Origin of the sequence: Pseudomonas sp. yb_9, from assembly GCF_043103635.1 — a bacterium.
GTDB lineage: Bacteria > Pseudomonadota > Gammaproteobacteria > Pseudomonadales > Pseudomonadaceae > Aquipseudomonas > Aquipseudomonas monteilii.
Genome location: NZ_JBICKA010000051.1, coordinates 62695 through 79561 on the forward strand (window position 1 = coordinate 62695; position 16867 = coordinate 79561).

A 16867-nucleotide genomic window follows, 5' to 3' on the forward strand; every position below is an offset into this window, starting at 1 on the left:
CCCCAGGCAGTAGCTGATTGTGCGCTCACTCTGATCGAGCTCCCTGCCATCACACCAAAGCCAGCAAACCTGCACTCAAGTACAACCCCACGCCAAACACAAAATGCGTAGCCAAGCTCTTCAGGCAGTTACGCGCAGGCTTCGGCGTCCTAGACGCAAAGAACCCCGCGCCCATCGCCGGCTGCATGAAGCACAACGGTGCCACGACCGTACCCACGCCAACAACTGCTGCCGGTAACAAAGTAGGCGACAGCAACCAGCCCTCCCCTACGATCACAACCAGCAGCATTGCGAACAGCACACCGATGGCGTAATGGATCACCCATCCCCACGCCAACTCATTTCGCACGGGTTCGGCTTTGGCAATCGCCTGATGCAGTACACGACCGTTCAGCAAATGCCCCGCCCAACGCCCGACCATGGCGAAATTCAGCGTGGCAACACCCAAGCGCCGCAGCAGTAGCCCCCACAGGTCCATGACCACCGTGGCACCAATGCCAATCGGCAAGGCAGCAGAAAACATCGCAGTAATCGTCATAGAACAAGCCCTCGAAGATTGACGGTCATCACCATGACGCGCAGCATAGAAGTTGAAGTCAACTTCAAGTCAAGGGCCTTCAATGGACATTGCCGACGTCGCCAAACGCACAGGCGTACCCGCCTCGACACTGCGTTACTACGAGAAGAAAGGTTTGCTCAAGTCACTCGCCGGGCGCGGCCAGCGGCGGCAGTTTGCAGCTGATGTGGCGGACAAGCTGGCGCTGATCGCGCTGGGGCAGGCTGCGGGGTTTTCGCTAGATGAAGTGGGCGTGATGCTGGTGGACCTGCAAGTGAACCGGCAGATGCTGATGGCCAAGGCGGACGAGCTGGATGCGCGAATCAAGCGATTACAGGCGATGAGCAAGGGCTTGCGGCACGCAGCACAATGCCCGGAAGAGGATCATTTGGCATGCCCGAAATTCCAAAGGCTGATGAAGCTGTCTGCGGCAGGGGAACTGAGCGATAAGCAGGCAAGTAAGAAGGCGTTCGCCGCAGCTTAAGGCTTTCTGACCCCGAAAATGGAGGCGGCCCCACCAGCCACACCCCGGCACTCGATGTTCCCGCTATGGCTGCTCCCTTCCGGGCCTGACCAGATCGCAAGCAAGCATGCTCGGGAATCAATGCGGGCCTTATGGGGCAAGGGTTTCAGGCTGATGAGGCAACAAGAGTTCTATCGTTACGCACACCCAGCATGGGTGCTCAAATCTTGGGGTGTAGCCAGCACTGTCACACTTTGCTGTAACACTTTGGTGTCACACCCATGGCCTACATCATCAAGCGCGGGGCGCTCTACTACCTCAATCTCAAGCTACCAAAGCACCTCTTTCCGAGGTGTACCACTTTGCGTTTGAGTCTGAACATACGGCATCGCCAGAGCGCATTATTCATTGCCACATCACTGGTGCAGCGGCTGCATCACCACCTTAGCGAGCACCCTCTTACAGACCTTCAGACGCTTCGTGCGTTGTGTTCGCAGTGGCGGGACTCAACACCCACGCCCACTATCCAAACCACTCCACGGACCACTGCGGCGGCTTCAGCGAAACGGAGTAGCGACAGCCCTACCCTCGCCGCACTCTCCAAACTGTATATAGAAGAAGGAAAACGCGGAGGTACATGGCGACAAGTCAGCACCGATGAAGTCGAGCGAGCTTTGGCTGACCTTTTCGAGCTGCTAGGTGATATGCCAGCTGACGCGTTCGACGGGCACCAAGCACGCCTGCTGAAAGAGCGGCTTAGCCTCTGCCCGCAATACTTCAGCTTGCGACCAGAGTTCAAGGGAAAGACACTGAGGCAGGTGGTTGACTCAGGAAGTTCTTACAAGACCATTACCGCTGTCACAGTGAACAATCGGCTACGCAAGCTCACTGCCTTCCTGAACTGGTGCAAAACGAATGGGTACGTCACAGACAACCCACTGACGGGCATGAAAGTGATGACAGGATCAGCGAAGGAAGCCCGGCTATCTTTTGAACGACACGACCTAGATGCCCTGCTGAACCGTGAGTCACTGCGAAAGGAAGCCCGCAAGCACCCTTGGCGTTACTGGCTGCCACTCCTTGGGCGAACCACTGGGGCACGATTGGAAGAACTGTGCCAACTGCGAGTTGATGACTTCATTGAGCAACAGGGCGTCCAGTGCATCCGCATCGATGACAGCCGTGAAGGCCAAAACCTTAAGAATGCCAGCAGCCGCCGAGTACTTCCCCTGCACCCTTCACTGGTTGAGCTGGGATTGTTGCAGTACGCTGAATCGGTGAGGACAGATGGGGCTGATCGCCTGTTCCCCGAACTGGAAGCCGTGCGAGGGAAACTGGGCCATGCCCCATCGAAATGGTTTGGCCGCTATAAGGCGAAACTGGGTATCACAGACCCACGCAAAACCTTCCACAGCTTCCGCCACACCTTCATCGATGACCTGCGTGATGCTGGCGTGCAGGACTCACTGATCAAGCGGATGGTGGGTCATGAAGACAGCTCCGTAACCTTCGGCATCTACGGCAGCAGGACGCCAATCAAGGCCATGGTCGAGGCCATGAAGCACATCAATTAACCTCGAATAACCCACCAAAAACTTCGGCTAAACCCTGCCTTAAGTGCGACGATATCCAGCCGCCTATCACGCCAAACCCAATGTTTACGGGGCGAGGGGATGGTTTGGACTAAGCGAAGCGCGTTCCTCACCAAGAATACCGGTTTTTGGTGAAATATGGCTTGTCAAGCCACACCTTGACCGTTCGTCGCAAGGCGTGTATAATCCGCCACCTACCCAGTAGGTAGACATAAATTTGGAAGCCTCCACGCGACCACCATGAAAACTGGTGCCTTGCAAGGAGGCTTCTTCTTGTCTGCGATTTACCAAACCAAACCGGCACAACCCGAGAGGTACTGCCTATCGCACTGAACTGACACAAGGAGATAAACGATGACCACGCTCGCCCGCAATAAACTATTTCCCGACGCCACACCAGCTATCGACATTCGTCCCGCCCTGACCAACCTCCGCACCACTAACGTTGACAGTTTCGTCGTCGACAAGACCACTGGTGAGGTGTTGGCCAGCTACACCAATCACGACCTCGTCCCGACTCCGTACGATTACGAACAACCTCAGATTGGCAAGACACGAGCGATACAACCGAGCTATGAGCTTGACCCTGCTCCACCTACGATCATTATCGAGGGAGAACCGGAGCGCCTGCCGAATGGCGTTGTCGACCTTGATGCACAACGCAGTAAACGTGGACCTAAGCCCAAAGTAACACCCAATCCATACGCTAGCCATCTCAAGGTGGCCCATGCTGAACGCCATAGCTGGATTGACGATTACGTTCATGGCGCCTGCATGACAGTAGGCAAGGACAGCAATGGGAAAATGAACGTAAGTCCCTCCCATGTACTGCGGGCTTGTATGCTTGATGAGATCAGCACCGAGATCGTAAAGAGCCTGATTCGCCTTGAGGGTTTACGCACGATGAGCGACCAACAAGCACGGAGAGTCTGCCAGTGTGCCCGTTTCGCCATCGACGGGATGGAGTTCTACCTTGAACGAAATCCTATAGTGCATCAGCAACTCCAGTTCGAAGTGGACTTTTCCAAGTCGTATCACCAAGACAACACCGGACTGATGCAAGGACTGGCGTGATTTAATTACGCTCGGATAAGAGAGAGAGAAGCGAATTAACGTCGGAAAATAATCCGTTAGGATCGGATCGTACACACGGTAGGGCTAGGAAGTTGTCAATCAACAACAACTCCAACAAAGTAAGCTAACGCTTACGGTACAGGTTACAGCCCAATTCAGATTTTACTCAAACCTGCCGGTTTACAAGGGGCAACAATTAACAATTGCCCCAAGATTAAAAGCTACGCTTTTTTTCTGGTTGTGCACAGGAACAGCGTAAGCTGTAAAAAGTACGGATTAGTAGGTTTGGGGGGTGTTGGTTGTTTCACTCCCTCTACACCGTTAGGTGTCCACGATCCTGACCTACGGTCTATACAGTGCAATCAGCTGAAAGCTTGCCGCTTTCGGTACAAACGCCCAGCTGATCAATGAATTTGCTTTGACGCTCCGCTGAAGGTGCGCAGCATCTACCGTAGGTAGAAGTATAGGAACACTACCACCAACACAACGAAAATCACCCTTCCTTGAAGCACATCAGCATTCAGCTTGTCTGTCTTGATCTGCTGGTGCGTGGCAGCATCGCTCAAGCCCTCAGACTTGTAGTGCATGATCTGGTCGATTTCCCTATCGATCTTCTTGTTCTGACCCTCGTTGCTTCGCATTGTGATGCCCCACACGATCAACCATAGCCCTCCAGTCAGAACGGTAAGGATCAGGTGCAGGATGTGGTTTGTCTTCTTCTTGCGACTGGTCAATACGAACAGTTTTTCGTTCACGGTCATCTCCATATTCTGATAGCCAAGATCAAGGCCAAGGTGAAATTTATCCCAAATTCAGATATCTGAAAACCGGATATAGGTTGGATGGCTACGCTCACCTAGCTATCGACCATGACCAAAACGATCTATCGACCTGAACACACCGCCCTCTTGAACTTGCTCAGGAAGTACAGAAAAGCAGCTGGCTTAACCCAAGTGGATTGCTCAAAGGCTCTGAATCGCCCTCAGTCCTTTATGAGTGATGTGGAGAACGGGACACGTAGGCTAGACATTGTGCAGCTCCGAGACTTATGTAAGGTGCTGGGAATCAGCCTCCCAGAGCTGGTGCAAGAGCTTGAGAACGCGATCACGACAAGCCAGTAAGCCAAACCAACCTACACAGGACAACTCATCATCGATGACCGCAGTTCAAACACCGCTGATACGCTGGAGCTACTGCACCTCAACCAGACTGCCCTACGTGCTGGCCTTGAGGAGCTGTCTCTCTGGATCAAGCAACGCGGATCAACGAACGTGCACGACAATGTATTGAGCATCATGCACACCCTCGACACCAATGCCGAAGCAATCGCATCAGGGATCGACGCTCTGCGATCTTGAGCCACAGGCATACTTTTAAGGTCCAGCAAGCTGGTAACCTGAACGTCATCAAATCATCCATTTTCACAGGAAGGAGCCGCAATGCGTATGTTCGTATCAGAAGAACGATTACTAATTGCAATACACGAAGGCCGAACAGAAATCACCGGGGAAAAAGCCTCGACGTTTGGAATGCTGCTCGGAAGAGGCTTAGTGTCAGGCAACCGTAACGAAGAAGGCGTAATCGTCGATGCATCACTTACGTCTGCTGGCAAAGAGGTGCTGTGGGAGATTCTTCGCCGAGACTGATTCTGCACCGACTCACCGAGCCGATTTGGGTATAGGTCAGCGAGTACAGGCAAACGGCACCACAAGGGTGTACCGAATAAACCGATAGACAACCCTAACGAGCACAGATAAAATCGGCACAACCAAAACGGTACAAGGCATCAGTCAACATGTTCATCCGTGCATACCTTCGAGCTTCGACCGACACCCAAGACGCCAACCGTGCCAAAGGTGCTCTGGTTCAGTTCGCTGCTGATAACGGTCACAAGATCGCCGCCTTCTATACCGAAAACGAGTCAGGGACCAAGCTCCACCGCCCTGAACTGTTTCGCTTGCTGGATGACAGTCATGACGGAGACGTACTGCTGATCGAACAGGTGGATAGACTTTCTCGCCTTTCTCCTGATGACTGGGCAAGCCTGAAAACCATCATCGCAGCGAAGAAGGTCACCGTTGTATCTCTCGACTTGGCCACCAGCCATGCCGCATTGAAGCCCGCCCAAGGTCAAGACGACTTCACCAAAGGCATGATCAACGCTGTCAACGGGATGCTGCTCGATATGCTCGCTGTGGTTGCACGTAAAGACTATGAAGACCGTCGCCGCCGTCAGGCTGAGGGTATTGAGAACGCCAAGGCCAGAGAGGTTTACAAGGGCCGCAAGACCGATCTAGCCCTTCATAACCGCATCAAAGAATGCCTCGATGCAGGAAAGAGCATCCGCAAGACCGCTGAGATTGTGGGATGTGCAGTATCTACGGTGCAACGAGTGAAGGCAGCGTAACACCTCTGACACCAGCCACGCCCCTGCCACTCAGATCAGGGGCTAACACTTCACCACCCCAACTTATTTTATAATCAAGAACGTTTCCTATTGGCTCACTCGCACTTGGCTTAGCACCTCAGGCAAGACCGCCAGCATTAATTTCCTGATCAAGTAGTCAAGTTAATGTCCAAGTGCTCCAAAAATTTTGGGGCGGGAAATGAATTTGCACCAGAAGTAGCTCTACTGAAACCAGCTATACGAATGATTGTTAACTGCAGCTAAAGCAGAAATCATGAGTTTCGATCAGGATTTTGATTAGCGGATGTAATACCAAAGTCGGATATGGTGCTAAGCTTGGGAAGCTTCACTCGCGTTAACCAATCGAAACGGAGTCAATGGAAATGATGCTCCCGACCATAGACAGGAATGAGTTTTATTATGGATCAGCCGCGATCTTAGCTGCGATCCTTTTCTTGTGGATGACCATTGAGTTCTCGGATGTGCAGTGGATATGGGTAGTCCTACACCATTCCTAGACGCATTCTTCATAGCCATTGCTGCGTTGGACGCGGTGATGATTGTCGTGCTGTTTAATTTGATTTTCTGATTAGCCAACCCGTTGGAGACGCCATAAACATGGCTCGCGAATTCTCCACCGCCAAACAGGCGAAGCGTTACAGCGATCAAGAACGTGCTGCTGTCATAAAGGAGTTTCTTCTGGCCATGGCATTTTTGGTAGAGTTCTAGGCAAGGGGTAGGATTTCGCCAACCCCAACCACATTAAACTTGTTAGCACGCCGCACTAGCTTTTGTTAGAGCCTCATCCGAAAGTTAGGAAGCCGCAACTTAAAGCCGCCGCCAATGCGACCCTAATACCAAAAGCACTACCGCCCGAACATTGCAAGCGCCATCATCTTAGTTTTTACAGCATCAACACCATAAACACTAACCTCAGTATCCCCTTGATCCTCAAGGTAGGATAACTCGTACGTCACAGCGATACTTTGAGGATTCCCCTTGAAGTCAAATGCGAAATTCGCAGCACATGTATAGGTGTCAAGATCCTTGTCATTAGACGTGGTTTTCACGCTTGAAATCTCCGAATTGGAAACCAAGCCTTTGTCGTAAAGATCCTTCCCCCACAGAGCCTTCTGAATATTAGACTCTATAATTGAAATTGCCGTCTGTTTTACTGTGCTATCGTTACAATTGGCAGTTCCCCCTGAGCACCCAACTAGTAACAATGCGATAGAACCTGCCAACATTACCTTTTCCACCAGCCACTCCTTCATGCTTTCATGGCACCAAATTTCACTAACATCACTTTAAATCTTAAGTCTTTCAGCCCAACCAAAAGCCCACACTGACGCCCCCAACCGAGGAATCATTCTGTGTGAGCGCACGGGCAAATCTATTGATCACTGGTAATACGAGACAGTTCCTTTCAGCTGCTCTGCGAATGCATAGATATCATCAAGCGACTGAATGGGATGTCGAGTCTCGTTCTTCTCACCATCGAAAAGACCGAGGTACTTCTGACTCCGATTGAAATGGAGTCGGCAAATCGGTTTACGATTATTGTCATCAAGCAGGATACCGAAGTAACTTTGCGTGTCTCGATGAACAATTCGCTTCGCATCAACCACTGCTCTTACAATAGCCTTGACGATATGAAAGCCCTCCAACTCGTCAAGTGTCGTCTGCACGCGATCTTCCGCAGGCTCTTCGGGGCTATCACTTACCGCATCTACTTGTACTGCTACCATTGCATAGGATGGCTCAACAGCACCGCTCATAGCAGACTTTAAACGATCATTCACCTGATCCCCGAGAAACTGAGCAGCAGCTTTCCGGGTCAACGTAGTAAACTGCTCCCGAACCTTTTGCGTAATGATCCCGTCATAAACACGAGCAGCGAAGAACTTGACGAAATCATCACTAGGCTGACTGAACTGAGCTGCCATTTCCTTCTTGATCTGGCTTACATACTTCAATTCGCCAGCAGCACTGATAATCGAATCGACGTCAAAGGCCGACTTAGTAAGCTTCTGAAGTTCAGGAAGCACATGTTCATCGAGATCGAGCAGATCAAGCTCTAAAAATGGCTTTTCATCCATCTTGTTCGGTGCATCAAGGTCAGTGAAGAACTTGTAGACCCGCCCATTGGTCAGGATTGAAATCCGAGCATTGGTGACATGGAAATACCTGAAAAGCTGACTGGCATGATTGATATTCAGCGGCTCTCCAATCTTCTTGCACTCGATCAGAATTTGGATTTCTCCACTTTTCCTGATTGCGTAGTCAATTTTCTCGCCCTTCTTCGTCCCAATGTCGCAAACGTACTCTGGCGTAACCTCAGATGGGTCGAAGACATCGTAACCTAAGACGGAATTGATGAAGGGCATGACGAAGGCGATCTTGGTCGCCTCCTCCGTTTCGATTGCTGGTCCCTGCTGACGGATTTTGGCGGATAACGCATTCAGTCGGTCTACGAATTCCATGTCTCGCTCCTTGCTCAGATGCCACATCCTAGTAGCACCGATACCGCAATGGCAATTACAAATCACTGCAAGCTAGACGCTGAAGATCAACAGGTGCGTTAAGACAGTTCAATACGGTGCCTAGGCGAAGCACAGAGAATCTTGGAGACAGAGTCGAAGGAGGCTAGAATGCTCAGCACCGTGCACCACTCAGGTGTACCTAAACGCTGTCACACTTCGAGATTTTTGAGCAAGAAATCCTTGAGAATTCAAGGACTTGCGTAATGGAGGCGGCCCCACCAGCCACACCCCGGCACTCGATGTTCCCGCTATGGCTGCTCCCTTCCGGGCCTGACCAGGTTGACGGGTAATCAATGCGGGGGGACCGATGGGGCCACCACTACATGCCTCGCTGAGCAGCGAGTGGCGCCATTGTACCGGTCTTGGGGGCAGATACAACCTCTAGCGGGAGAAAAAGTCATCATTTCTCAATGACTTGACGGGAGTGGGCGGCAGGCCCGGCCTCTTCGCGGGTAAACCCGCCCCCACAAGAAACTCGCACCGGTCTTTAAACCGTGATCCCCTGCCCGGCCAGGAAGGTGACGAAGGCATCTTCGTCCAACACCTTCACACCCAGCTCGGCAGCCTTGGCCAGCTTGGACCCCGCCCCTGGCCCGGCCACCACGCAATGGGTCTTGCCAGACACCGAACCTGCCACCTTGGCCCCCAGGCTTTCCAGCTTGTCCTTGGCGATGTCGCGGCTCATGCGCTCCAGGGTGCCGGTGAGCACCCAGGTCTGGCCTGCCAGCGGCAAACCTTCGGCCACTTTCTTCTCGCTGGTCCAGTGCATGCCGAACGCCAGCAACTGCGCTTCGATGTCCCGCGCCAGCTTCTGGTTCGCTTCATCCTTGAAGAACTCACGCACGGCATCCGCCTGCTTGGCCGCAAGGGCCTGGCGCAGGTCGATGCCGTCGGCGGCGATGATCTTGTCCAGAGTGTCGAGCTTGGCCACCAGCTTTTCGGCACCGGTCGGGCCGACCGAGGCAATGTCGAGCTTGGCAATCATGCCGGCGAGGGTGGTACTGGCGGCGAATTCGGCAGCCAGTTCGCCTTCGTCCTGAAGTTGCATGCCGCTGGCCAGAAGCTGCTCAATCACCTTCTGGTTGTGCTCGTCTTCAAAGAAGTTGTGGATCTCGTAGGCAACCTCCAGGCCGATGTCCGGCAGGTAGGTGAGCACCTGCGGCAATGCCTGCTGCACGCGCGCCAGGCTGCCCAGCGAGCGGGCCAGCACCTTGGCAGTCTCTTCGCCTACATCCGGAATGCCCAAGGCGTAGATGAAGCGCGCCAAGGCCGGGCGCTTGCTGGCCTCGATGGCATCCAGCAGCTTCTTGCTGGACACTTCGGCGAAACCTTCCAGGCCAACGATCTGGTCGAATTCCAGCTTGTACAGGTCTGCCGGCGAGCCGATCAGGCCTTCGTCCACCAGTTGCTCGACACTCTTCTCGCCCAGGCCATCAATGTCCATGGCACGGCGCGACACGTAGTGAATGATCGCCTGCTTGAGCTGGGCACCACAGGCCAGGCGGCCAACGCAGCGGTACACCGCGCCTTCGCTGGTGGTTTCTTTGCCCTTGCTGCGTTTGACCAGTTGCGTACGCTCGACCTGCGAGCCACACACCGGGCACGCACTCGGCACTTCGACCGGGCGGGCATCTTCCGGGCGACGCTCCAGCACCACCTGCATCACCTGTGGGATCACGTCACCGGCACGGCGGATGATTACCGTGTCACCGATGCGCAGGCCCAGGCGGGCGATTTCGTCCATGTTGTGCAAGGTGGCGTTGGACACGGTCACACCCGCAACCTTGACCGGCTTCAGGCGCGCTACAGGCGTTACCGCCCCCGTGCGACCAACCTGGAATTCGACGTCCAGCACCTCGGTCAGCTCTTCCATGGCCGGGAACTTGTGGGCAATCGCCCAGCGTGGCTCACGCGCACGGAAGCCCAACTCGCGCTGGGCGGCCAGGCTGTTGACCTTGAACACGACACCATCGATTTCATACGGCAGGCTGTTACGTCGCTCGCCGATATCGCGGTAGTAGGCCAGGCATTCTTCGATGCCTGCCGCATGCTTGAGCTCGCGACTGATCGGCATCCCCCAGGCTTTAAGCTGCTCAAGGATGCCGATATGGCTGTCGCCAATGCTTTCAGACACCTGACCAACGCCATAGCAGCAGAACTCCAGCGGGCGGCTGGCGGTGATTTTAGAATCCAGCTGGCGCAGGCTACCGGCGGCGGCGTTGCGCGGGTTGGCGAACGTCTTGCCACCGGCTTCGGCCTGGGCGGCATTGAGCCGGTCGAAACCGGCCTTGCTCATGTACACCTCGCCGCGCACCTCCAGCACCGACGGCCAGCCCTCACCCTGCAGCTTGAGCGGGATGTTGCGCACCGTGCGCACGTTGGCGCTGATGTCTTCGCCGGTGGTGCCATCACCACGGGTAGCGCCCTGCACCAGCTGGCCATCGCGGTACAGCAGGCTCACGGCCAGGCCGTCGAGCTTGGGTTCACAGCTGTAGTCGACCGCGCCGGGCTGATCGAGGCCTTCTACAACGCGGCGGCCGAACTCACGCAGGTCGGTTTCTTCGAAGGCGTTACCCAGGCTGAGCATAGGGACTTCATGGCGCACCTGGCTAAACGCGGCCAAGGCAGCGCCGCCGACGCGCTGGGTGGGCGAGTCGGGGGTTACCAGGTGCGGGTGTTCAGCCTCAAGCGCCTTGAGCTCATTGAACAGGCGGTCGTATTCGGCATCAGGCACGCTGGGCTCATCGAGCACGTAGTAGCGGTAGTTGTGCTGGTCGAGCTCGGCACGTAGTTCGTGGATACGGGTTTCGGCGGTCATTTTCAGGTTCTCTTGCATAGCAAAAGAGCAGCCCTTGGCTGCTCTTGCGCTTGAAACAGGGTGGACAGAGGTCTGCCCACTTGGGCACATCAGCGCTTCTGGGTCAGCGCGCGGCGCTCGAACTCGACGATACGCTGACGGTAGTGCTCAATCGTCTGGGCGGTCAGCACGCTGCGCTGGTCGTCCTTGAGCTCACCGTTCAGTTCGTGGGCCAGCTTGCGTGCCGCAGCCACCATCACGTCGAAGGCTTGCTTCGGATGACGCGGGCCCGGCAAGCCGAGGAAGAAGCTGACGGCACGGGTGCTGAAGTGGTCGATGTCGTCCAGGTCGAACACGCCAGGCTTGACCGCGTTGGCCATGGAGAACAGCACTTCACCGTGGCCGGCCATGCTCTCGTGGCGGTGGAAGATGTCCATTTCGCCGAAGCGCAGGCCGCTTTCCAGAATGTTCTGCAGCAGTGCCGGGCCCTTGAAGCCGCCCTCGTCGCGGGAGATCACGCTGATGACCAGCACTTCCTCGGCCGGCGGCAGCTCCTTCACGCTGCTGCTGGCAGGCGCCGCACCGCTATTGCGGGTGTTTTCGGCGGCAAAGTCGTCGTCGCTTTCGGCGAACAGATCCGGCTCACGCGGCTCGGCACTGAGGTTCAGGTCGCCCTGCTGCAGGTCGGCGGCCGCACGCTTGCCGCGCTTGCCGGCCTTGACCGGCTTGGGCTCGCGCTCGCGATCTCGCGCAGAAGCGCTGAGCGACGGCAGGTCGCTTTCGTCCAGCTCAGGCTCCTTGTGGGTATCCAGCACCCGCGACGGGCCGAGCACTTCGGCACTGCCGCCCTCTTCGTCCGGCAGGTTGGAGTAACTGCGATCCAGACGGAATTTCAACTTGCCTTTTCCGCCGCGCATGCGGCGCCAGCCGTCGAAAAGAATCCCGGCAATGACAATGATGCCGATGACGATCAGCCACTCGCGCAGACCGATTTCCATGTAATCCCGTGCCTCTATAAAAATATGCTTGAAAACAAAGGGTTCAAAGCCCTTTAACACGTGGCGCCAACTCTATGTTCTGACAGGCGTTTTACCCACGCAAAAAACGAGTGACATTAAGCTAGCACGACCAAAGACAACTTTACACCGTCTGTCGCACATGGCGGGGGCATTTCGCTACAGAATGTGCCCCATCGTCGCGTATCACGCATCGACCATGGCCATGGCCGCCTCCACATCAACTGCAACAAGACGTGAACAACCGGGCTCATGCATGGTCACCCCCATCAATTGATCCGCCATCTCCATGGCAATCTTGTTATGGGTGATGTAGATGAACTGCACGCTTTCACTCATTTCCTTGACCAGACGGGCGTAGCGCCCGACGTTGGCATCGTCCAGCGGCGCGTCGACTTCGTCGAGCATGCAGAACGGTGCGGGGTTCAACTTGAAAATGGCAAACACCAGCGCCAAAGCGGTCAGTGCTTTCTCGCCGCCGGACAGCAGATGGATGGTGCTGTTCTTCTTGCCCGGTGGCCGTGCCATGATCGTCACCCCTGTATCGAGTAGATCTTCGCCCGTCAGTTCCAGATAAGCGCTGCCGCCCCCGAAAACTTTTGGGAAAAGTGCCTGTAATCCGGCATTTATCTGATCAAAGGTATCCTTGAAGCGGTTACGGGTTTCCTTGTCGATCTTGCGGATGACGTTTTCCAGGGTCTCCAGGGCTTCGACCAGGTCAGCGTCTTGCGCGTCCAGGTAGCGCTTGCGCTCGGACTGCTGCTCGTATTCTTCGATGGCCGCCAGGTTGATCGCACCCAAGCGCTGGATGCGTGCTTCAAGCTGCTCCAGCTCCTGCTCGGTACCCTGCTCGCTGGCCTCGGCCTCAAGGGTGGCGAGCACGCCTTGCAGGTCATAGCCATCGACCAGCAGCTGCTCCTGCAAGGTTTTGCGCCGCACATCCAAACCTTGGCACTCAAGGCGCAACTGTTCCAGCTGGCCACGCAACACCAGCGCTTGCTGCTCGGCCTGGGTGCGGCGTTTTTCGGCATCGCGCAGTTCGCGGTCGGCTTCGTCCATGTGCAGGCGGGCCTTGCGCATTTCCTCGTCGACGCTCATGCGCCGCTCCAGCAGTTCCTCAAGCTTGAGGCGCAGCTCTTCCTGCGGGGCCTCGCCCTCCTCCAGGTTCAGGCTCAGTTGCTCCTGGCGCTCGGTCAGGCGCGCGGCCTGCTGCTCCAGGCGTTCCAGAGCCTGACGGGTGGAGTCGTACTGGGCACGCAGCGAGCCCAGGCGCACGGCCAGCTGGTGGGCGTGGTCCTTGTGCTGACGGGCTTCCTGGCGCACCCGATCGAGGCTTTCACGCAGCGTGTCGCGGCGCGCCATCAACTGCTCGCGCTGCTCGGTGTCCTGGGCCATCAGCTCCAGGGCTTCTTGCAGCAGCAGGCGTGATTCGCCCAGTTGCTCATGTTCCAGGGCACGCTGCTCTTCCAGCTCAGCCAACTCCTCCTGCAGACGTCGACGCCGCAGCTCGACCTGTTCGGCACGGGCACGGCTGGCAGACAGGCTGGCATTCAGTTCGCCATGCAGGCGGTTTTCTTCCTGGCTGCGGCGGCGCAGTTGTTCGCGCTGCTCGTCCAGGTCCAGCTGCTGCTCGCGCAGGGTTTGCAGCTGCTGTTCCAGTTGCTCCAGCGCCGCCGCCTGCTCCAGCTGCTCTTGACCTAACCGTTCGATTTCCTGGCCGCGTGCCAAAACCCCGCCTTCGGCCTCACCACCACGACGAACCCGCAGGAAATGCCGGCCAACCCAATAACCGTCACGACTGACCAGGCTTTGCCCTTCAGCAAGGGACGCGCGCCGGGCCAGCGCCTCGGCCAGATTTTCTACCGGTTTGACCTGGCCAAGCCAAGGCGCCAGGTCGATAGGGCCTTCAACTTTTTCCAGCAGGCTGTCGGGCAAGGATGCGTTGTCAGCGCTGGCCAGAAGCAAGCGCAACTCGCCCTGCTCCAGGCCGGCAAAATCGAGCCTGCCGAAGTCGTCCACCAGTACGGCTTGCAGGTCGGCGCCAAGCACCGTCTCCACAGCCAGCTCCCAACCCGGCTCCACCCGCAGGCCTTCTGCAAGGCGCGGCTGCTGCCCCAGGCCTTGGCCTTGCAGCCAGTCAGCAGCACCTGCACCCGGCTCCAGCGCGGCCTGCTGCAAAGCCTCCAGCGAAGCCAAACGGCCGCCCAGGCGCTGCAGGTCACCTTGCGCCTGTTGTTGTGCCTGGGTGGCCTGTTGCAGCTGCTCGCGCACGCCTTCCAGTCGCTCGACCACCTGCTCTTCGGAAAGTTGCAGTTCTTCCAGCAGCATTTCGCTGCTGGCCAACTGCTCAGCCAGTTCGAGCATGGCGGCATCCTGCGGGTCGCTACCCAGTTGCTCACGCTCCTCGCCCAGCTTGCGCTGGCGTTCGGCCAGACGCTCCAGGCTGGCTTCCAGCTGCTGCAGGCGCGCCTGCTGTACCTCGGCCTGACGGCGCGGCTCGGCGGAGCGGCTGTTGAAGCTGTCCCACTGCTCCTGCCAGCCGTGCATGCCCAACTCGGCTTCTTCCAGCGTGGCGGCGGCTTCTTCGGCAGCGGCCAAGGTCGACTCCTGCTCGGGTTCGAGCATGGCCAGCTCTTCGCCAAGGGTGGCCAGCAAGGTGCGGTCGTGGCCCAGGTGCGACTCGGTTTCCAGGCGCGTGCGCTCGGCCTCCTTGAAGTCGTCCTGCAGCTGGCGCAGGCGCTGCTGGCCATGCTGGATGCTCTGCTCGACCCGGGCAATATCACCGGCCACCGAATAGAAGCGGCCCTGCACCTGATTGAAGCGCTCGGACAGTTCGTGATGGCCGTCGCGCAAGCGCTCGATGCTGGCATCGGCATTACGCTGCTCGGCCACCAGCGCCTCATGGGACACGTCCTGGTCGCCAATCACCGACTCACGCTGGCGCACCCGCTCATCCAGGTCACGCCAGCGCAAGGCCGACAGGCGTGCCTTCATCTGCCGTTCCTGGGCCTTGTACTCACGGTACTTCTCAGCCGCCTGTGCCTGGCGGTGCAGGCGCTCCAGCTGGCGTTCCAGCTCTTCGCGCAGGTCGGTCAGCCGGGCCAGGTTTTCCTGGGTGCGGCGGATGCGGCTTTCGGTTTCGCGGCGGCGTTCCTTGTACTTGGAAATGCCGGCGGCTTCCTCGATAAAGTTGCGCAGTTCCTCAGGCTTGGCCTCGATCAGCTTGGAGATCATGCCCTGCTCGATGATCGAGTAGCTGCGCGGCCCCAAGCCAGTACCCAGAAAGATATCGGTAATGTCGCGCCGGCGGCACTTGGTGCCGTTGAGGTAATAGCTGTTCTGCCCGTCGCGGGTGACCTTGCGGCGGATCGAAATCTCGGCGTAGGCGGCGTACTCGCCGACCAGGGTGGTTTCGCTGTTGTCGAACACCAGTTCGATGCTGGCCTGGCTGACCGGTTTGCGGCCACTGGAGCCGTTGAAGATGACGTCGGTCATCGACTCGCCACGCAGGTTCTTCGCCGAACTTTCGCCCATCACCCAGCGCACTGCATCGATGATGTTGGACTTGCCGCAGCCGTTGGGGCCGACCACCGCCGCCATGTTGCTGGGGAAGTTGACCGTGGTCGGGTCGACGAACGACTTGAACCCGGCCAGGCGAATGCACTTCAGGCGCATCGGTCAGCCTCGGGCCAGCGCCGCCAGCACCAGTTCGCAGCTGCGCTGGCCGTAGGCGGTGAGCACCTCGCGAATGCTCGGCAGGTCGCGGGCGACCACGGCTTCGAGCAGGCGGGCGAACAAGTCGAGGTAGTCGATCATGTTGGCCTGGCGCTGGTCCAGCGACAGGTAGTAGGCACGGCTCATGGCGGGCTGGAGGTTTTCCACGGTTTCCTGCAGGAACGGGTTGTCGGCGAACGGATAAGCCGCGCGCATGACCGCAAAGCTGTCGGCGACGAAGGCCTTGATGTCGAGCTGGTCATGGGCACGCTGCAGGCGCTGCTGAATCTCCAGAAACGGGCGCAGGTCGGCTTCGGTGCGCCATTTTTGCGCAACCGCGTTGCCCAGCAGGATGTAAAACTCGCCCATCAACGAACACAGGCTGCGCACGCTGCGCTCGTCCAGCTCGGTTACATGGGCACCTCGGCGCGGCAAAATCGCCACCAGGTGGCGGCGCTCGAGGATCAGCAGCGCTTCGCGCACCGAGCCACGGCTGACATTGAGCGCCTGGGTAACCTTCTGCTCCTGGATACGCTCGCCTGGCGCCAGCTCGCCGCGGATGATGCGTTCGGCCAGGTAATCGGCAATCTGCTCGGAGAGGCTGTCCGGGGCCTTGAACGTCATGGTTTTCCTTCAAAATCATTGAACTGGGCACAAGGGGCGGATTGTAGCGTACTTGGGCGGTAATCGCGCAGAGGGGCCAGG

The 16867-nt window shown here is 57.1% G+C and carries 14 protein-coding genes and 1 other RNA gene; 6 read left to right on the forward strand and 9 right to left on the reverse strand.

The features are described from left to right. Positions 1-49 precede the first annotated feature (49 nt). Complete coding sequence (locus tag ACF8MI_RS14565; protein ID WP_104834253.1) at positions 50-538, reverse strand: DUF2938 domain-containing protein; 489 nt, start codon at positions 536-538, stop codon at positions 50-52. Between the two features lie 82 nt (positions 539-620). Here ACF8MI_RS14565 and ACF8MI_RS14570 point away from each other — a divergent pair, with 82 nt between their 5' ends. The 3 genes from ACF8MI_RS14570 to ACF8MI_RS14580 all read left to right on the forward strand — a co-directional run bounded on the left by ACF8MI_RS14570 (position 621) and on the right by ACF8MI_RS14580 (position 3685). Then, positions 621-1040: a helix-turn-helix domain-containing protein gene (locus tag ACF8MI_RS14570; RefSeq protein WP_060499650.1), complete on the forward strand. Its 420-nt coding sequence runs from the start codon at positions 621-623 to the stop codon at positions 1038-1040. Between the two features lie 260 nt (positions 1041-1300). Continuing rightward, positions 1301-2593 carry a site-specific integrase gene (locus ACF8MI_RS14575; RefSeq protein ID WP_200928664.1) on the forward strand — a complete coding sequence of 431 codons (1293 nt, stop codon included), beginning with the start codon at positions 1301-1303 and terminating at the stop codon, positions 2591-2593. A gap of 372 nt (positions 2594-2965) precedes the next feature. Next, positions 2966-3685 (forward strand): hypothetical protein, encoded by a 720-nt coding sequence (locus ACF8MI_RS14580; protein WP_200928665.1) that lies wholly within the window; start codon positions 2966-2968, stop codon positions 3683-3685. A 446-nt stretch (positions 3686-4131) separates the two neighbouring features. Here ACF8MI_RS14580 and ACF8MI_RS14585 read toward each other — a convergent pair whose 3' ends face one another. Continuing rightward, a complete protein-coding gene (locus ACF8MI_RS14585; RefSeq protein ID WP_200928666.1) occupies positions 4132-4440 on the reverse strand; it encodes a hypothetical protein in 309 nt (102 codons plus the stop codon). 114 nt (positions 4441-4554) lie between these two features. On the opposite strand from ACF8MI_RS14585, the gene ACF8MI_RS14590 reads away from it, so the two are divergent. From ACF8MI_RS14590 to ACF8MI_RS14600, 3 genes are all read left to right on the forward strand, one after another. Then, the gene (locus tag ACF8MI_RS14590; RefSeq protein WP_200928667.1) at positions 4555-4806 is read left to right on the forward strand and encodes a helix-turn-helix domain-containing protein; all 252 of its coding nucleotides are present in this window, start codon (positions 4555-4557) and stop codon (positions 4804-4806) included. Between the two features lie 318 nt (positions 4807-5124). Next, positions 5125-5331, forward strand: coding sequence for a hypothetical protein (locus tag ACF8MI_RS14595; RefSeq protein ID WP_200928668.1), 207 nt, complete (start codon positions 5125-5127; stop codon positions 5329-5331). Between the two features lie 149 nt (positions 5332-5480). Next, positions 5481-6092, forward strand: a complete 612-nt coding sequence (locus ACF8MI_RS14600; RefSeq protein ID WP_392517577.1) for a recombinase family protein — start codon at positions 5481-5483, stop codon at positions 6090-6092. An 866-nt stretch (positions 6093-6958) separates the two neighbouring features. On the opposite strand, the gene ACF8MI_RS14605 is transcribed toward ACF8MI_RS14600, so the two are convergent. From ACF8MI_RS14605 to ACF8MI_RS14635, 7 genes are all read right to left on the reverse strand, one after another. Further along, positions 6959-7351 (reverse strand): hypothetical protein, encoded by a 393-nt coding sequence (locus ACF8MI_RS14605; protein ID WP_392517578.1) that lies wholly within the window; start codon positions 7349-7351, stop codon positions 6959-6961. Positions 7352-7492: 141 nt separating this feature from the next. Further along, positions 7493-8575 carry a type I restriction endonuclease gene (locus ACF8MI_RS14610; protein WP_392517579.1) on the reverse strand — a complete coding sequence of 361 codons (1083 nt, stop codon included), beginning with the start codon at positions 8573-8575 and terminating at the stop codon, positions 7493-7495. Positions 8576-8848: 273 nt separating this feature from the next. Further along, positions 8849-8945: signal recognition particle sRNA small type (gene ffs, locus ACF8MI_RS14615), an RNA gene on the reverse strand. 177 nt (positions 8946-9122) lie between these two features. Next, positions 9123-11453 carry an NAD-dependent DNA ligase LigA gene (gene ligA / locus ACF8MI_RS14620; RefSeq protein ID WP_060499662.1) on the reverse strand — a complete coding sequence of 777 codons (2331 nt, stop codon included), beginning with the start codon at positions 11451-11453 and terminating at the stop codon, positions 9123-9125. 89 nt (positions 11454-11542) lie between these two features. Continuing rightward, positions 11543-12430 carry a cell division protein ZipA gene (gene zipA / locus ACF8MI_RS14625; protein WP_392517580.1) on the reverse strand — a complete coding sequence of 296 codons (888 nt, stop codon included), beginning with the start codon at positions 12428-12430 and terminating at the stop codon, positions 11543-11545. Between the two features lie 204 nt (positions 12431-12634). Next, entirely contained in the window at positions 12635-16123 is a 3489-nt protein-coding gene (gene smc, locus ACF8MI_RS14630; protein ID WP_392517581.1) for a chromosome segregation protein SMC, read from the reverse strand. Between the two features lie 3 nt (positions 16124-16126). Further along, entirely contained in the window at positions 16127-16786 is a 660-nt protein-coding gene (locus ACF8MI_RS14635; protein WP_104834251.1) for a GntR family transcriptional regulator, read from the reverse strand. Positions 16787-16867 lie beyond the last annotated feature (81 nt).

What these genes read in the sequence shown, in the direction of transcription:
- ACF8MI_RS14570 (WP_060499650.1), top strand. Translation starts at nt 621, where the DNA reads ATGGACATTGCCGACGTCGCCAAACGCACAGGCGTACCCGCCTCGACA.
- ACF8MI_RS14595 (WP_200928668.1), top strand. Translation starts at nt 5,125, where the DNA reads ATGCGTATGTTCGTATCAGAAGAACGATTACTAATTGCAATACACGAA.
- ACF8MI_RS14575 (WP_200928664.1), top strand. Translation starts at nt 1,301, where the DNA reads ATGGCCTACATCATCAAGCGCGGGGCGCTCTACTACCTCAATCTCAAG.
- ACF8MI_RS14610 (WP_392517579.1), bottom strand. Translation starts at nt 8,575, where the DNA reads ATGGAATTCGTAGACCGACTGAATGCGTTATCCGCCAAAATCCGTCAG.
- ligA (WP_060499662.1), bottom strand. Translation starts at nt 11,453, where the DNA reads ATGACCGCCGAAACCCGTATCCACGAACTACGTGCCGAGCTCGACCAG.
- ACF8MI_RS14590 (WP_200928667.1), top strand. Translation starts at nt 4,555, where the DNA reads ATGACCAAAACGATCTATCGACCTGAACACACCGCCCTCTTGAACTTG.
- ACF8MI_RS14565 (WP_104834253.1), bottom strand. Translation starts at nt 538, where the DNA reads ATGACGATTACTGCGATGTTTTCTGCTGCCTTGCCGATTGGCATTGGT.
- ACF8MI_RS14600 (WP_392517577.1), top strand. Translation starts at nt 5,481, where the DNA reads ATGTTCATCCGTGCATACCTTCGAGCTTCGACCGACACCCAAGACGCC.
- ACF8MI_RS14635 (WP_104834251.1), bottom strand. Translation starts at nt 16,786, where the DNA reads ATGACGTTCAAGGCCCCGGACAGCCTCTCCGAGCAGATTGCCGATTAC.
- zipA (WP_392517580.1), bottom strand. Translation starts at nt 12,430, where the DNA reads ATGGAAATCGGTCTGCGCGAGTGGCTGATCGTCATCGGCATCATTGTC.
- smc (WP_392517581.1), bottom strand. Translation starts at nt 16,123, where the DNA reads ATGCGCCTGAAGTGCATTCGCCTGGCCGGGTTCAAGTCGTTCGTCGAC.
- ACF8MI_RS14580 (WP_200928665.1), top strand. Translation starts at nt 2,966, where the DNA reads ATGACCACGCTCGCCCGCAATAAACTATTTCCCGACGCCACACCAGCT.